Origin of the sequence: Streptomyces sp. NPDC127595, from assembly GCF_042671685.1 — a bacterium.
GTDB lineage: Bacteria > Actinomycetota > Actinomycetes > Streptomycetales > Streptomycetaceae > Streptomyces.
The window spans coordinates 25738-41630 of sequence record NZ_JBHXWK010000022.1 but is presented as its reverse complement, the minus strand read 5'-3'; the positions used below and the strand labels follow the sequence as shown (position 1 = coordinate 41630).

General features: G+C 70.5%; 14 protein-coding genes and 1 pseudogene. 6 read left to right on the top strand and 9 right to left on the bottom strand.

Translation table 11 applies throughout. The annotated features are described in order from the left end of the window. Positions 1 to 56: 56 nt before the first annotated feature. From ACFVKT_RS39350 to ACFVKT_RS39335, 4 genes are all read right to left on the bottom strand, one after another. Entirely contained in the window at positions 57 to 1106 is a 1050-nt protein-coding gene (locus tag ACFVKT_RS39350; protein WP_385741525.1) for a FecCD family ABC transporter permease, read from the bottom strand. Next, the gene (locus tag ACFVKT_RS39345) at positions 1103 to 2137 is read right to left on the bottom strand and encodes a FecCD family ABC transporter permease (protein WP_385741522.1); all 1035 of its coding nucleotides are present in this window, start codon (positions 2135 to 2137) and stop codon (positions 1103 to 1105) included. The genes ACFVKT_RS39350 and ACFVKT_RS39345 overlap by 4 nt, the downstream gene beginning before the upstream one ends. Beyond that, entirely contained in the window at positions 2134 to 3195 is a 1062-nt protein-coding gene (locus ACFVKT_RS39340; RefSeq protein ID WP_385741520.1) for an ABC transporter substrate-binding protein, read from the bottom strand. Before ACFVKT_RS39340 ends, ACFVKT_RS39345 begins: the two co-directional genes overlap by 4 nt. Before the next feature lie 130 nt (positions 3196 to 3325). After that, positions 3326 to 3775, bottom strand: a complete 450-nt coding sequence (locus tag ACFVKT_RS39335; RefSeq protein ID WP_385741517.1) for a hypothetical protein — start codon at positions 3773 to 3775, stop codon at positions 3326 to 3328. 178 nt (positions 3776 to 3953) lie between these two features. Here ACFVKT_RS39335 and ACFVKT_RS39330 point away from each other — a divergent pair, with 178 nt between their 5' ends. Further along, positions 3954 to 5246 carry an ArgE/DapE family deacylase gene (locus ACFVKT_RS39330; protein WP_385741514.1) on the top strand — a complete coding sequence of 431 codons (1293 nt, stop codon included), beginning with the start codon at positions 3954 to 3956 and terminating at the stop codon, positions 5244 to 5246. A 605-nt stretch (positions 5247 to 5851) separates the two neighbouring features. On the opposite strand, the pseudogene ACFVKT_RS39325 reads toward ACFVKT_RS39330, so the two are convergent. Next, positions 5852 to 6475 (bottom strand): annotated as a pseudogene (locus ACFVKT_RS39325) (hypothetical protein); the annotation flags it as partial. A 360-nt stretch (positions 6476 to 6835) separates the two neighbouring features. After that, positions 6836 to 7573: an SDR family oxidoreductase gene (locus ACFVKT_RS39320; RefSeq protein ID WP_385741511.1), complete on the bottom strand. Its 738-nt coding sequence runs from the start codon at positions 7571 to 7573 to the stop codon at positions 6836 to 6838. 105 nt (positions 7574 to 7678) lie between these two features. Between ACFVKT_RS39320 and ACFVKT_RS39315 the strand changes: the two genes are divergently transcribed. Further along, on the top strand, positions 7679 to 8512 hold the full coding sequence (locus ACFVKT_RS39315; protein ID WP_385741508.1) for a helix-turn-helix transcriptional regulator: 834 nt from the start codon (positions 7679 to 7681) through the stop codon (positions 8510 to 8512). A 99-nt stretch (positions 8513 to 8611) separates the two neighbouring features. Here the strand turns inward: ACFVKT_RS39315 and ACFVKT_RS39310 are convergent, their stop codons facing one another. Next, the gene (locus ACFVKT_RS39310) at positions 8612 to 8989 is read right to left on the bottom strand and encodes a winged helix-turn-helix transcriptional regulator (RefSeq protein ID WP_385741505.1); all 378 of its coding nucleotides are present in this window, start codon (positions 8987 to 8989) and stop codon (positions 8612 to 8614) included. Between the two features lie 149 nt (positions 8990 to 9138). Here ACFVKT_RS39310 and ACFVKT_RS39305 point away from each other — a divergent pair, with 149 nt between their 5' ends. The 3 genes from ACFVKT_RS39305 to msrA all read left to right on the top strand — a co-directional run bounded on the left by ACFVKT_RS39305 (position 9139) and on the right by msrA (position 12659). Continuing rightward, positions 9139 to 9831, top strand: coding sequence for an NADPH-dependent F420 reductase (locus ACFVKT_RS39305; protein WP_385741502.1), 693 nt, complete (start codon positions 9139 to 9141; stop codon positions 9829 to 9831). Positions 9832 to 10175: 344 nt separating this feature from the next. Continuing rightward, the gene (locus ACFVKT_RS39300) at positions 10176 to 11903 is read left to right on the top strand and encodes a discoidin domain-containing protein (protein WP_385741500.1); all 1728 of its coding nucleotides are present in this window, start codon (positions 10176 to 10178) and stop codon (positions 11901 to 11903) included. A gap of 243 nt (positions 11904 to 12146) precedes the next feature. Beyond that, positions 12147 to 12659 (top strand): peptide-methionine (S)-S-oxide reductase MsrA, encoded by a 513-nt coding sequence (gene msrA / locus ACFVKT_RS39295; RefSeq protein WP_385741497.1) that lies wholly within the window; start codon positions 12147 to 12149, stop codon positions 12657 to 12659. A gap of 58 nt (positions 12660 to 12717) precedes the next feature. Here the strand turns inward: msrA and ACFVKT_RS39290 are convergent, their stop codons facing one another. Both ACFVKT_RS39290 and ACFVKT_RS39285 read right to left on the bottom strand, forming a co-directional pair. Next, positions 12718 to 13311 carry a DUF4291 domain-containing protein gene (locus ACFVKT_RS39290; protein WP_385741494.1) on the bottom strand — a complete coding sequence of 198 codons (594 nt, stop codon included), beginning with the start codon at positions 13309 to 13311 and terminating at the stop codon, positions 12718 to 12720. 156 nt (positions 13312 to 13467) lie between these two features. After that, a complete protein-coding gene (locus ACFVKT_RS39285; protein WP_385741491.1) occupies positions 13468 to 14586 on the bottom strand; it encodes a hypothetical protein in 1119 nt (372 codons plus the stop codon). Positions 14587 to 14717: 131 nt separating this feature from the next. On the opposite strand from ACFVKT_RS39285, the gene ACFVKT_RS39280 reads away from it, so the two are divergent. Next, the gene (locus ACFVKT_RS39280; RefSeq protein WP_385741489.1) at positions 14718 to 15872 is read left to right on the top strand and encodes a cystathionine gamma-synthase; all 1155 of its coding nucleotides are present in this window, start codon (positions 14718 to 14720) and stop codon (positions 15870 to 15872) included. Positions 15873 to 15893: the final 21 nt, after the last annotated feature.

Genomic DNA, 15893 nt, shown 5'->3' with positions numbered 1-15893 from the left:
CCGATTCTCCGGGCCCGGGTTCAGTGCCAGGCCGGCCCGGTTCTCCGAGGCTGGGTTCAGCGCCTGCCCGAACGCCCCAGCAGCCACAGCAGATACGGCCCCCCGACCAGGGACGTTAGCGCCCCCACCGGGATCTCCAGCGGCGGCAGCAGCGTACGGGCCACCAGGTCGGCGCCGACCACGATGACCGCCCCCGTCAACCCGGAGGCGACGAGCGGCAGTTGAGGGGTGCGCGTGATGCGGCGGGCCAGCTGCGGCCCGGTGAGCGCGACGAAACCGATCGGGCCCGCGGCACCCGTCGCGACCGCGGCCAGCACCACGCCCAGGAAGGTGAGCCCGAGTTGGGTGCGGTGCACGCGTACGCCGAGCGCGGCGGCCGTCTCGGGGTCGAGGCCGAGCGGCCGCAGCGCCCGGTTCGCCCACACCAGCGCGGGCAGCGAGAGGAGCAGGACCCAGCCGAGCGGCCCCGCCTGCTCCCAGCCGCGCCCGTTCAGGCTCCCGGTCAGCCACAGCTTGAGCGCTTCGGCCTGGGAGAGTTCGCTCTCGGTCAGATACAGCTGTACGACGGCCGAGAGCGCGACCCCGATCCCGACTCCCGTCAGTACGAACCGACTTGGCTGCATCCCGTGCCGCCAGGCCAGCACGTACACCAGCGCGGCGGCCACCAGACCGCCGGTGACCGCGACGGCGGGGAGCGCGCCCGGTGAGGCGACGGTACCGGTGGCGAGCGCCAGGACGGTCGCGGCGGCTGCGCCGTGTCCGACGCCGATGACGTCCGGGCTGGCCAGCGGGTTGCGCGTCACCGTCTGCACGAGCGCCCCGGACAGCCCGAGCGCGGTGCCGACCAGCGCGCCGAGCACGATCCGCGGGACCCGAAGCTCACCGACGATCAGGTCGTACGGGCCTCCCTGACCGCGCAGCACCCGCCACACCTCACCCGGCGGGATGTACGTCTGCCCGACACACGCCGACAGCAGCATGACGCCCGCGAGGACCAGGACGAGTGCGCAGACGACGGCCGCCGAGCGCCGGTGCAGGAGGACGGAGAGGCCGCGGTGGCGGACGGCGGAGAGGCCGGCTGAGCGGGGGTAAGCGCTGGTGCTCATGCGCCCACCGACTTCCGGCGTACGAGCACGATCAGTACGGGCACGCCCACGAGCGCGGTCATCACACCGGCCGGGACCTCCGCGGGGGCGCGGACCACCCGTCCCGCCACATCAGCCGCGAGCAACAGGGCGCCGCCGAGGAGGGCGGACAGGGGGAGGGTCCAGCGGTGGCCGCCGGAGACGAGGCGGGCGGCGAGGTGGGGTACGGCGAGGCCGATGAAGGCGATGGGCCCGGCGGCGGCGACCGCGGCCGCGGTGAGGACCGTCGCGCCGAGCGCCGCACACCCTCGTACCAGCGCGACCCGGTGGCCCAGCGCCCGCGCCGTGTCGTCGCCGAGCGCGAGCGCGTCCAGGCCGCGGGCACAGGCCAACACCAGAAGCGCGCCCGCGATCAGGAACGGCAGCATCCGTCCGACGGTCCCCGCGTCCCGCCCGCTGAGCGCGCCCACCTGCCAGAACCGGAACTGGTCGAGGGTCGCCGAACTCGACGTCAGGACAACGGTGGTGGCGCCTGCCGTCATCGCGGACAGGGCCGTTCCTGCGAGCGCGAGCTTCACCGGCGAGGCGCCGCCGCGCCCGCGTGAGGCGATGGCGTACACGACACACGCGGCGGCGACGGCGCCGGCGAAGGCGTACCAGACGTACCCGGAGAAGCCGTTCGCCCAGCCGAGCGCGATCGCGAACACGACGCCGGCCGCCGCACCCTGGCTCAGTCCGAGGATCCCCGGATCGGCGAGCGGATTGCGGGTGACCGCCTGCAGCGCCGCCCCCGCGAGCCCCAGCGCGGCCCCCGCCGTCAGCCCGATCGCGGTCCGCGGCACCCGCAGCGACCGTACGACCAGCGCGTCCGGTGAACCCCCGCCGTGCACGAGGGCGTCGAGGACCGCGGACAGGGGGACGGGCCGGGTGCCGACGGCGAGACTGAGCGCGACGGCGGTGACCGTGAGGAGGAGGGCGGCGGTGAGCCAGGCGGTGCGCCTGGCGGCCGTGCGCCTGCCGACCGTCGTATGACTGGTCGCTTGCCGGTTCACTTGCCGATGGTGTCCGTGAGCTGCTTGATGACGAGCTTCGCGGCGGTCGGGCCGGCGTTGAGGTACCAGGGGTCGTCGTCGACCTTCACCGCCCGGCCCGCCTTGACGGCCTTCATCGACTTCCACAGCGGTCCGGCGAGCACGCTGCCGGCGTCGGTCTTGGACGCGTCGCCCTGCACGGAGTAGAAGATCCAGTCACCGTCCGCGGTGTCGATGCTCTCCGCGCCGATGTCCTGCGAAATCGCGTTGAACTGCTGCGACTTGGGCCGGCCGAGCCCCATGTCGACGGCGATCGACCCGGTGAAGGAGGACACCCCGAACATCCGCGTACGGTCCGGCGTGAACCGGAGCATCGACACGGCGGGATCGCCGAGGCTCTTGCCGCTGGTGGCGGCGTCGGCCGTGATGTCGTCGAGCAGCTTCTGCGCCTGCTCGCCCTTGCCGACCGCGTCGCCGACGAGCAGCAGGTCGCGCTTCCAGTTGATGCCGTTGCCTGCCGTGACGACGGTCGGCGCGATCTTCGACAGCTGCGGGTAGAGGTCACCGAGCGAGTCGTTGAGCAGGATCAGGTCGGGCTTGGCGGCGGCCAGCGTCTCCAGGTTCGGCGCCTGGCGGGTGCCCGCGTCGGTCATCTCCGCGAGCTGCTTCTTGTCCGCGGGGAAGGCGTCCGCCAGATAGTCCGGCACGAGCCCGGCGTTGTCGGCGCGGGTCGTGACCGTCGGGACGATGCCGAGGGACAGCAGGTCGTCGAGCTGTCCGGTGCTGAGCACGGCGATCTTCTCGGGCTCGGTCTTGATTTCCGTCTTGCCCTCGAAGTGCCCGACGGTCCGCGGGAACTCCCCGTCCTTGGCACTGCCGGCGCCCATACCGGCCTCGACGGCGCTGGGGGCCACGGAGGGTCCCTCGGAGGCGCCGGCCACGAGATTGCGGTCCGAGTCGGAGGAGGCGCTCCCGCTCTGGGAGGAGGCCTCATCGCTGGACGAGCATCCGGCCAACAGCCCGCCGACGACGGCAACGGCCAGTACGGCCTTCGATCCCCATGATCCCCAGGTGCGCACGACGACTCCGATCGGTGAATTAGGTAAGGCTTACCTTAAGCTCCCTTGCTGGGTCGGTCGGAACCGGGGGCCCCGCTTGTGCGTTGTGCCACTGCTGCCACTGCTGCCACTGCTGCCACTGCTGCCACTGCTACTCGGATCGCCGCCGGATCGCCGCGAGCAGGCGCCGCTGGCCCGCCGCGTGCGCGCCCGTTCCGGTGATGAGCCGTCGGTACAGGCGGCCGGCCGGGCCGGGGAAGGCGGCCCGGGTCTCGGCGCGCAGCCGGGTTCGTCCCGGTGCCGCGTGGTCCAGACGGAAGATGAGGGCGTACGTCGAGAAGCGGTGGCGCCCCTCGAGGAGCAGCTCCCGCCCCGGCACCGCGGTGACCACCCGGAACCCGGGGAAAGCCGACCCCTCGGCAAGGGGCCGCGGCCCGGCCGCCGTACGGTCGGCGCATCCGACCAGCCGCGCGTAGCCCGCCGCGCGGGGACGCGAGAAGGACCGCTCCAGCGTCTCGGCCAGAGCACGCCAGACGTCGTCGGCCTCCGCCACGACGACCGTGACGTGCTCGTCGACGTACGGCAACGAAGCGATGCCCACCAAAGCCTCCCGGCGCGGATACCGGCCTGACCCCCTGCGCCGTAGGATCCGCAGTGATCTCGGGCACATGCCAAGTCCAACGGCAAGTCCAGCGTCACCGCCGATGCCACAGTCGATGCCGAGGCCAACACCACGCTACGAGCAGTGAAACACTGAGCCGCGACAGGAGCGACCGCCCATGACGACCGACGTGTCCAGCGCCGAGTTGAGTGCGCAGGAGGCCGCCGCCCTGGCCGCGATCGACGAGGAGGCCATCGCCCGGAACCTCCTGGAGCTGATCGCCATCCCGAGCGTGACGGGGAGCCCGGCGGAGTCCGAGGCACAGCACGACCTGGCCGGACGGCTGGACCGGCTCGGCCTCGACGTCGACCTGTGGTCCATGGACCTGCCCGCGCTGCTCGCGGACCCCGGCTTCCCCGGGTCGGAGGCGCCGCGCGACGAGGCGTGGGGTCTGGTGGGGGTCACCGAGGACGGCGGCGACGGGCCGACCCTGATCCTCCAGGGCCATGTGGACGTCGTACCGCCCGGTGACCTGGCGGGCTGGGACGGGGACCCGTTCATACCGAGGGTGGCCGGCGACACCGTGCATGGCCGGGGCGCGTGCGACATGAAGGCCGGTCTGGTGGCCCACCTCGCCGCGCTGGCCGCGATCCGGGCGAGCCGTGTGCGGCTGCGCGGCAGGCTGGCGGTGCACTTCGTGGTGGGGGAGGAGGACGGCGGACTCGGCGCCTTCGGCACGCTCCGGCGCGGTCACACGGGCGACGCCTGCGTCATCACCGAGCCGACCAACAGCACCCTGATCACGGCCAACGCCGGCGCGCTGACCTTCCGTATCGCCGTTCCCGGTCTGGCCGCCCACGGCAGTTCCCGTGACGCCGGGGTCAGCGCCGTCGACGCGTACCTGCCCGTCCACCGCGCGCTGGCCGGCCTGGAGGCCGAGCGCAACGCCGACCCGGACCCCCTCATGGCCGAGCACCGCATTCCCTACGCGCTGTCCGTCGGTACGGTCCGCTCGGGCGACTGGGCGAGCACCGTGCCCGATCTGCTGGTCGCCGAGGGCCGGTTCGGCGTACGTCTCGACGAGGACCCCGTGATTGCCCGCGCCGCCCTGGAGAGGTGCGTGGCCGAGGCCTGCGCCGCCGACCCGTGGCTGCGCGACCATCCGGCGGAGGTCAGCTGGCCCGGGGGCCAGTTCGCCAGCGGGCGCCTGCCGGCGGAGCATCCGCTGCGGGATGTCGTACGGGAGGCGGCGCGGGCCGTCTCGGGCGGCGCCCCCGCCCCCTCCGAACACGGCGCCTCGTACGGCAGCGACCTGCGCCTCTACGCCGCCGCCGGCATCCCGACCCTGCAGTTCGGCCCGGGCGACATCCGCGTCGCCCACAGCACCCAGGAACACGTCTCCCTCACCGAGACCCTGCACGTCACCCGCACACTGATCCTTACGGCGCTGCGGACGGTGGGGACGAGGTGAGCGGCGCGCGGCGTGCCGGGTGGGCCGGACCGTGGGGCGGGTCCGCAAGCCCAGCCGGGTCGACCAGCGGGTAGCCCCCGGTGGACTCGCGGACGGTCCCGCCGATGAGCCTGTCGGTGAACCGACCGTCTCTGGCGGCCGATGCGGTGTCGGAGGAACCGGCGTCAGGGCGCGTAGTACGCGGCGTAGAAAGCCGAGTGGCCTTCTACGGAGAAGTCCTCGAAGTCGCCGGCCGCTTCGCATCGGAGCAGTTGTTGCAGTGCCGCCTCGGCTTCGGGTAGCTGCCGGCTCGACAGGTACGCCTTGGTCGTCGCCAGGCCGCTGCCGCACAGCAACTGCACGTCGATCGAGCAGCCCGCGTCCATACCGGCGGACTTCGCCCGCCAGATGAGGAGCACGTCTTCGAGTGTTCCGGCGTTGAAGAGCTGCACGCAGCACAACTTCATCAGCTCCGTATCACCGTCTCCCTGCGTCCGTGTCTCCAGCCGGGTCTGTTCGGTGAGCAGAGCTCGTACTTCGTCGAGGTTCGCCCCGACGGGGTGGAGGCCGTACTTGCGCAGGCTCTCGTCTTCGTCCATCGCCATGCCTTTTCGTTGGGCGTCCGTCCTGCGTGTCCACAGTGAGATGTCGCTGCTCGTCGCTACGGCGATGGTCTGCCCGGAGGGCGAGAAACCGACCGCGCGGAGTTCGGAATAGTTCGAGTGGAAGATGTGCCACCACCGTTCTCCGTGCGGACCGGAGTGGGGCAGGCCGCCGTCGCCGGAGAGCAGGACTCGGTGATTCGGCCAGGCCGGGGCGACGACTTCCAGAGTCCAGCCGTCCGCGGTAGTGGTGTGAAGCCCTCCGCCGAAAAGCCCTGCGATGTGTACGCGGCTTCCGGTGAGGGGCCCGAGGCCGGGGCAGGACAGGTCGGCAACCGCGTCGGGGGTGCTGTCCTCCGGGTCGGGGTCGCGGTCCCGGGCGATCTCCTCCCCGATGACGGTGTCGAAGAGACCGTCACCGTCGTGGGAGACGACCATCGCCAGATCGTGGCCGTTGTCGGGGTGCACAGCGAAGCCCATCCCGAGGAGCCCGCCGACCGGAACGAAGGCAACAGGCCGCCAGGGTTCGGGGGCAGGCAGCACAGGGGCCGCGAGAAGCCGGTTCCTCATTGCTTGCTGGTATGCCGAGAGCTCTGGTTCGAGATCCGCCCGCTCAAAGGGAGTTGCCTTCTTCGTCCACTTCGCCACGGCCCCATGATCCATGTCTGGGCAGGCTTGCCAAACAGAGTTGATGCAGGGCTGCGTTGAGGCACGTGCCCTTGCAGGCGGTGAAGGCCGCTTGATGACCCACGTCACCCGATCCCGTTTTCACGCCGGAGGGAAATGGCCCTCTTGGGCGGCGAGTTGGCCGATTTCCGGGGAGTACGCCTGGCAGACGGTGACCGTGGATGCCGTGTGGGCCACCCCGATCCCGCGCGGGGGTTCTTCCACGGCGTACAGCGCGGGGCCGGCCGGTGATGGCGGCCGCTGATTCTCGACCGGCCGAGTGACCCGCGGGGCAATCCCGCAGGCGCGGGCGGGGTGGTCGTATCGGGACGGTGGGGGAGGTCAGTTCTGGGCGGTGGGGCGGACGACGATCTCGTTCACGTCCACGGTGTCAGGCTGTTCCATGGCGAAGGCGATGGCCCGGGCGATCGCCTCCGGCGGGATCGCGAAGTCGTCCCGCATTTTCGTGATCTCCGCACGGACCCGACTGTTGGGCGACGCCTCGGCGAAGTCGGTCGCGGTCATACCGGGCGAGACGGTGGTCACCCGCAGGGAGCCGCCGGATTCCTGGCGCAGTCCATCGCAGATGGCCCGGACCGCGACCTTGGTACCGGCGTAGACAGCCATCGCCGGCGCGACGCGAAACGCGGCCGTGGAGGCGATGGTGATGAAGTGGCCGGTGCCCTGCGCCCGGAAGACCGGCAGCGCGGCACCGATTCCGTGCAGCACACCCTTCACGTTGACGTCGACCATCTGATCCCAGTGGTCGACGCGCAGATCGTCGAGAGGCGAGATCGTGCCGAGCCCGGCATTGCTCACGAGCGCGTCGAGTCGGCCGAAGCGCTCGCCGGCCAGCGCGACCAGGGCGTGGAGGTCATCCCGGCGGGTCACATCGGTGCGTATCTGCACGGCCTCGCCGCCCGCCTTCTCGATCCGGGCCACCAGCTCCTCCAGACGCTCGGACCGACGCGCGCCCAGAACGAGTCGTGCGCCGCGTTCGGCGAGCAACAGCGCCGTCGCTTCGCCGATGCCGCCGCTGGCCCCCGTGATCGCCACTACCTTGCCGTCGATTCCCGACATGACGCCCTCCTCCTTGCGTTGTGTTCCGTACTTGAATCCAGTGTGTGACAGGTTTAGCCTGGTATCCAGAACGTATTTATTCTGGAATAAGGGCTGCCACACACCATGCCGAAACAGCCGGATCAACGTCAGGAACTGAGCGCCTTCCTGCGCAGTCGCAGAGAACGCCTCACGCCGGACGAGGTCGGCCTGCCGCAGACCGGTCGCCGCCGGACGCCGGGTCTTCGACGGGAGGAACTCGCCCTGCTCGCCGGGATCAGCGCCACTTGGTACACGTACCTGGAGCAAGGGCGGGAGATCCGCGCTTCCGAGCAGGTATTCGAGTCGCTTGCTTCGGTGCTGCGGCTCGACCGGCACGAGCGCACGACCCTGCTCCAGCTGGCCGGTCACACGCCACTGGCCGAAGCCGAGACACCCGAGCCGCTCACGTCGGAGGTGGCGGCCGTCCCCCTGCTGCTCCAGCCGCACCCGTCCTACGTCATCGACGGAAATTACGACGTCCTCAGCCACAACCAGGCCGCCGACCAGCTCTTCCCGAACCTGATCACCGAGGCCGACCGGCCGGCGAACTTCGTCCGCTGGGTCTTCCTCGAACCCGCCGCCCGGGACGTGTTGGTGGACTGGGAGCCGGAGGCGCGAGGCCTGCTCGCCCGGCTTCGGACGCTGGCCGGGCGCCATCCCGCCGACCCGCGGTACACCCGGCTGATCGAGGAGTTGCACGAGGGCAGCCCGGAAGCGCGGATCTGGTGGCCCCAGTACGAGGTGCAGGCCAGGCACAGCGGAAGGAAACGGCTGCGGCATCCGGGACGCGAGGCGATCGACTACACGTACACCGCCTTCCACCTGGCCGAGCAGCCGGAACAGACGCTGGTGATCTATTTTGCCGACGCTGATTCGCCGACGCTCAACCGGCCGGACGAGGACCTCGTGGGCAAGTGAGACCACGGCGCTGACGGCGACCGTCCACTCGTCCGCGTAGCGTCGTACGGCCGCACCGGACAGGCCGAGTCGCAGGGAGCGATACGGCGGAGCGGTACGTCACCCCCGTGTCCGTGCCGTGCTTTCCTGGGCTTCGAGGAGCTCGTCGCCGTGCTCGACGGCCCAGTGTCCGAGTGCCGTCATCGGGCCCTCGACGAGGCTCTGGCCCAAGCTGGTCAGGCCGTACTCGACACGAGGTGGCGCCTCGGCGTGTGCGTGACGGCCGATCAGACCGGCGGCGAGCAAGCGGTGCAAGGTGTCGGTCAGAACCTTGTCGCTGATGCCGCCGATCGCCGTGCGCAGCTCGCGGCGTCGGCGCGGTCCCGTCCGAAGAGCCGCCAGTACGACGGGATCCCAGGTGTGGGCGAAGAGATCGGTGGCCGCACGCAGACGGCAGTCGGCGACCAACTCGTGGCAGTGGGTTTCGGGATCAGTCATCTCGCCGCCCATCGTCCCGCGTCGGTTACGCACTGATCGGTGCGTAACGCCTTCCCTACCGTAACTGCCGTACTGGCGCCAACTGCCGTACTGGCGAAGGCTTGTTGCGGCTTGCTACGCCTTGTTACGGCTTGAGAGAGGCAGCGACGATGAACATCGGGATCCTGGGAACAGGGACACTGGCGGCGGCCCTGGGTGAGGGCTGGGCACGTGCGGGGCATGAGGTGGTGATCGGCGGGCGGTCGCAGGCCAAGGCGGACAAGCTTGCCGAGCGGCTGGGGCACGGAGTGCTCGCCGTCCCGCCGCGTGAGGTGGTCGCCGGGCGCGACGCGGTGCTGCTCGCCGTGTCGTGGGACGGCGTCCAGGACATGCTGCGATCGGCGGGCGCGTCGGACGGTCTACTTGAAGGCACGCCGTTGATCGATCCCACGAACGCTGTCGCACATGGTGTCGGTGCGCTGCTCACCCGACCGGGCGAGTCGATGGCGAGGCGGATCGCCGAACTCGCCCCAGGGGCCCACGTCGTGAAGGCGTTCCACCTCTTTCCCGCCGATCAGTGGACGGGCCGGCGGACGGGTCAGCAGGCCGGCCAGTCGTCGACGCGCCCTCCCGGAGCTGTCCGGTCCCGCGTGACCGTCGCGATGTGCGGCGACGATACGGCGGCACTGCGCATCGTCGGCGAACTGGTGCGGGGCGTCGGCGGTACGCCGGCGGTCCTCGGGGCGCTCGATCGGGTCCACCAGCTGGAAGAGGTGGCGGGTTTCGTCATCGGGTTGGCGTTCGCAGGCTTCGACCCCAACTCGGCGATTCCGTGCGTCCCTTCATCGCCTGCGGCGGACTGACCCGTCTTCCACCGGGCCGGAAAAACCGGGGTGATCCGGCCACCCCTCGCGGAAAGGGGCAGTCGGTTCCCGGGAGCAACTCCGGGCGGCGGCCACGTTCGTCGAGGGTTGTGCCAGTTCTATTGACATGGACCCGACGTGAGGAACACGCTCCTGAGAGCGCTCTCACCTCCACCCATAGGGACGCCGCCTGACGGAGCAGCGCCAAGTGGCCGCCCCTCGCCCCCCACGGGGAAGGAGCACGGATGTCCATCAAAGGCCCGCGCCGGCACTTGGTTCCGCTGATTACGCGCCGAAGAGGCAGGCGGCGAACAGGCGTTGGCCTGCTCGCGGCGGTATCGGCCGTGGCGACGTTCGCGTTGGCCGGCGCTCCCGCCGCCCAGGGAGCTTCCGCACAGCCCCCGGCGGCGGCCATCGCGGCGCAGCCCGCCGCAGCGGCCGCCCCCGCGGCCGTACCAGCGGCACCCGCCGGTTTCACCACCACCTGGAGTGACGACTTCTCCGGCGCCGCCAACACCGGTCTGAACACCGATATTTGGCGCTACGACGTGGGCGAGGGCTGGACCTTCGGCACCGGCGAAGTCGAGACGATGACCAACAGCACGTCCAACGTCTACCAGGACGGCAACGGCCATCTGGTGCTCAAGGCCCTGCACACAGGTACCGATCCGGTCGCCGGCTGGACATCGGGCCGGGTCGAGACGCAGGCCGACGGCTTCGGCGCGCTGCCCGGTGGCGTCGTACGGGTCGAGTCGTCGCTCCAGCAGCCGAACGTCAACACGACGAACGGCCTCGGGTACTGGCCCGCGTTCTGGATGCTGGGCTCCCCGCTGCGGGTCGGCACGGTCTGGCCCGGCTCCGGCGAGATCGACATCATGGAGGACATCAACGGCCGCAGCTCGGTGTTCGGCGCCCTGCACTGCGGCACCAACCCGGGCGGCCCGTGCAACGAGTCCACCGGCGTCGGCTCCGGCGAACGCGCCTGCTCCGGCTGCCAGACCGGGTACCACACCTACGCGGTGGAGATCGACCGCTCGACCTCCCCCGAGCAGATCCGCTGGTACCTCGACGGCGCCAACTTCTACACCCTCAGCTCCAACCAGCTCGACGCCACCGCCTGGTCGAACGCGGTGGACCACAGCTTCTTCATCATCTACGACCTGGCCATCGGCGGCGGCTTCCCGGCCGCTTTCGGCGGCGGCCCCACCGCCGCCACCGTGTCCGGCGGTTCGCTGAACATCGACTACGTGGCCGTCTACAACAAGGCGCCGGCCGGCACCACGGGCACCAACATCGCCCAGGGCAAGCCCACCACGGCCTCGTCGGCGGAGAGCGCGTCGTTCCCGGCGTCCAACGCCACCGACGGCAACATCAGCACCCGCTGGTCGAGCGCGTTCAGCGACCCGCAGTGGCTCCAGGTCGACCTCGGCACCACCTACAACCTCACCCACGCGTCGGTGATCTGGGAGGCGGCCGCCGCATCGGCCTACCAGCTACAGACATCCACGAACGGCACCACGTGGACCACGGTCTACTCCAACAACAACAGTCCACAACTCCTCCAGGACACCGCGCTGTCCGGCTCCGGGAGATACGTCCGGATCTACGCCACAGCCAGAAACTCGACGTACGGCGCCTCGCTCTATGAGCTCAGGCTCTACGGTTCGACGTCCGGCGGGGGCACCGGCACGCTCCTGTCGCAGGGCAGGACGGCCACCGCCTCGTCCTCGGAGAACACCAGCTTCACCGCTCCCATGGCGGTCGACGGCAACACCGGCACCCGCTGGTCCAGCGCGTTCAGCGACCCCCAGTGGCTGCAGGTGGACCTCGGAGCCAGCCACACGATCAGCTCGGTGGCGCTGAACTGGGAGGGCGCCTACGGCACGGCGTACCAGATCCAGACCTCGGCCAACGGGACGACCTGGACCACCATCTACTCGACCACGGCGGGCAGCGGCGGCAACCAGACACTGAGCGTGACCGGTTCCGGACGGTATGTGCGGATGTACGGCACCGCGCGCTCCACCCAGTACGGCTACTCGCTCTGGGAGTTCCAGGTCTACGGCACCTGATCGCTCCCGAGCCGAAAGCTCGCCCCCTCGGACGCCCTGGTACGCCGCCGACGCACCAGGGCGTCCGCCTTGCCGGCCGCCGGCCCGCGTGACCAGGCCGGTGCACCAGCCGGTTTGGCGGGCACGGAATCGCCTGGAACCCTCACGCGTTGTGCGGAGTGGGTATGAGACGTCGGCGGTGTGTGAGCCGAGCAGCCCGAGTGACCGAGCTGACAGATGGCTGACAGATATTGGAGGGCCGCAATGGCTGCGCAGACGCAGAGGGCCGTGCTGGCGGGCGGATGCTTCTGGGGGATGCAGGACCTGATCCGCCGGCTCCCGGGCGTGACGGCGACCCGGGTCGGATACTCCGGGGGTGACGTGCCGAACGCGACGTACCGTAACCACGGCACGCACGCGGAGGCCATCGAGATCCTTTTCGACCCCGAGAAGACCGACTACCGCGCGATCCTGGAGTTCTTCTTCCAGATCCACGACCCGAGCACCAAGAACCGTCAGGGCAACGACATCGGCCTCAGCTACCGCTCGGCGATCTACTACGTGGACGACGAGCAGAAGCGCATCGCCGAGGACACGATCGCGGACGTGGACGCCTCCGGACTGTGGCCGGACAAGGTCGTCACCGAGGTCGAGCCGGTCGGCCCCTTCTGGGAGGCCGAGCCCGAGCACCAGGACTACCTGGAGCGCTACCCGGACGGCTACACCTGCCACTTCCCGCGCCCGGGATGGCGACTGCCCACACGCACGACGGGCTGACCGGGCGAGGCGGCCCGGCAAACGCGGAGCCTGACGAGATGACGGGTGAGCCAGCCCGTCATCCCAGCAGGTGTGCAAGAGGTTCGTCTCCAACGGGATAAGGGCGTTCCGGGGGCAGCAGTCGGGTGGCGGACTCCAAGTCGCCACCGCGGACAAGGGTGTGGATCTCGCGGGCGAGCGGAGTGATGTCGCGGATGGCGACCGTCCACTCGTCCGCGTAGCGTCGTACGGCCTCGCCGGAGAGACCCAGTTGCAGGGACCGGTACGGCAGGGGCTGGAGACGCAGGTCCCGCTCCGGATCCCACTGCACACGAGCGGGCGCACGCCTCAACTGGCGCTGCCAGGTGGCTCGGTCCGGGTGCACCCCGCGGACGTAGCTCGACAGACACGCGTGGCGCAGCGCCCACTCGAAGCCGGCACGGCTGATCTCGACAGCGAGGACGGTCTCCTGCCCCGCTTTCGCACTCCAGCCGCAGCGGTACATCATCCACAGGAACGACGGCTTGATCCACGTCATCCTGTCCCGCTTCCACACGCCCGGGAAACGGCCCTCGCGGGCAGCGGGCAGGCCGATCTCGGGCGAGTACGCCTGGTAGACGGTGATCGTGGACTCGGTGTAGGCCGCCCGGATCCCGCGTTGGGGTTCTTGCATGGCCTACAGCGTGGGGCCGGGCCGGTCGGGCGGCCACTGGATTTCGCCCGCCGGGCACTGGCACTGCGCCAGAGAACTCCCGCCGCACTGAGCGGCAGAGAACTCCCGCCCCGCCAGCGTGCCGGTTGTCGGTCCTACGGCCGCCCCGCCGGGTAATCAGCGGGGAAGCGTCGCCGGGCTCCCCCCGTTCGCCTCGTAGCCCGCCACCGCCAGGGCTCGGTACACCGCGTAGTCCGCTGCCGGGTCGGAGGTGAGGGTCCAGGGGAGGGCGCCGACGTGGCCGTCGATGTGGACCAGCTGGTTCATGGCCTCCGCCCAGCGCTCGCTGCGGACCAGGAAGAACAGCAGGAGGTGGCGGACGTGGGCGAGCATCGGGTCGTCGGGGCGGGCCGCGTGTACCGCGTGGAGGGCGCCGTGGACGGCCTTCGTCACGACCTCGCTCTGGTAGAAGCTGCGGATCAGATTGACCTCGGGGAGGTGCTCGAAGACCGCGAAGAGCGGCATGGCGGCCAGCAAGGAACCTTGCGGGGCACGCGCGGCCGCCGCCTCCGCGAACGAGTACGACATCTCGCGCGAGCCGTGCCACTTCTCGCACCAGTAGTGCAGGGCCGCGAGATGCGCTCCCATGTGGGCCGGCGCGCGGTCCAGGATCTTCAGCCAGAGCTTCTCGAACTCCGGCTGGGAGTAAGCGAGTCCGCGGGCCACCGACAGCTCGATGATGTACGGGACCGGGTCACCGGGGGACAGCAGCGCGGCCTCGCCGCACGCCGACCTCGCCTCCTCCATGATGATCCGGAACTCGTCCGTCCCCGGCGTCGACGTACGCCACGCCTGCTGCACCAGGAACTCCGCGTGCACCGCCGCGCCGCCCGCGTCCTTCGGCTTCTCGGCCCGCCACACCCGCAGCCACTGCCCGCCGGGAGTCTCGCTGACTCCACCGGGGCGCTGCCGCAGCTCCAGCGACGCGGCGCCCGCGAAGGCCTGCACCCGCTGCCAGCGCCGCTCACCCTCCGTCTCCGTGCCCGCGAGCAGCTGCGTGGCGGAGCGGTAGTCCTGCGTGCGCTGAACCAGGTCCAGCACGTCCAGCAGGTCCCGGTCGGGGCCCGGCATGCGGATGTCCAGCTCCTCCTGGAGCAGGAACCCGTAGTTCGCCGGGTCCGCGGCGTCCGGGTCGCCCGGCGAAACCAGCTGTATACCGGCACGCCTGCGCCGCAGCACCGGCAGCAGGACCAGGCTGAACATGGCCAGCGCCATCAGGACCCAGAGAATCTCCATGCCTCAAGCGAACCAGACGGGTCGGACAATTGGCCAACCCGGTCCGGCGCCCGGTGAAAAAACCGCTCGCCCCCACAGCTCCACCGGGCCGTGACGTCATCAGCCCCGCGAGCGCACTACGCTCGGGACGCATGAGCGACAGGCACATCAGTCAGCACTTCGAGACCCTCGCGATCCACGCGGGCAACACCGCCGATCCCCTCACGGGTGCGGTCGTCCCGCCGATCTACCAGGTCTCGACCTACAAGCAGGACGGCGTCGGCGGGCTCCGCGGCGGCTACGAGTACAGCCGCAGCGCCAACCCCACCAGGACCGCCCTGGAAGAGAACCTCGCCGCCCTTGAGGGCGGTCGCCGCGGCCTCGCGTTCGCGTCCGGACTGGCGGCCGAGGACTGCCTGTTGCGTACGCTGCTCAGCCCCGGCGACCACGTGGTGATCCCCAACGACGCGTACGGCGGCACGTTCCGCCTGTTCGCGAAGGTCGTTTCCAAGTGGGGGGTGGAGTGGTCGGTCGCCGACACCAGCGACCCCGCGTCCGTGCGGGCGGCCGTCACCCCCAAGACCAAGGTCATCTGGGTGGAGACCCCGTCCAACCCGCTCCTCGGCATCACGGACATCACCGTCGTCGCGCAGATCGCGCGTGACGCGGGCGCCAGGCTGGTCGTCGACAACACCTTCGCGACCCCCTACCTCCAGCAGCCGCTGGCGCTCGGCGCGGACGTCGTCGTGCACTCGCTGACCAAGTACATGGGCGGCCACTCGGACGTGGTCGGCGGTGCCCTGATCACCGCGGACCAGGGACTCGGCGAGGAGTTGGCGTACCACCAGAACGCGATGGGCGCGGTCGCCGGGCCCTTCGACTCCTGGCTGGTGCTGCGCGGCGCCAAGACCCTCCCCGTACGCATGGACCGGCACAGCGAGAACGCCACCAGGGTCGCCGAGATGCTCACCCGCAACGCGCGCGTGACACGTGTTCTGTACCCGGGTCTCCCGGAGCACCCCGGTCACGAGGTCGCCGCCAAGCAGATGAGGGCGTTCGGCGGCATGGTCTCCTTCCAGGTCGCGGGCGGCGAGGAGGCGGCCGTCGAGGTCTGCAACCGTGCCAAGGTGTTCACGCTCGGCGAGTCGCTGGGCGGTGTCGAGTCCCTGATCGAGCACCCGGGGCGCATGACGCACGCGTCCGTCGCCGGCTCGGCCCTCGAGGTCCCCGCCGACCTCGTACGCCTCTCCGTGGGCATCGAGAACGTCGACGACCTGCTTCAGGACCTTCAGCAGGCGCTGGGTTAGGGACCTGGGTCACCAACCCAT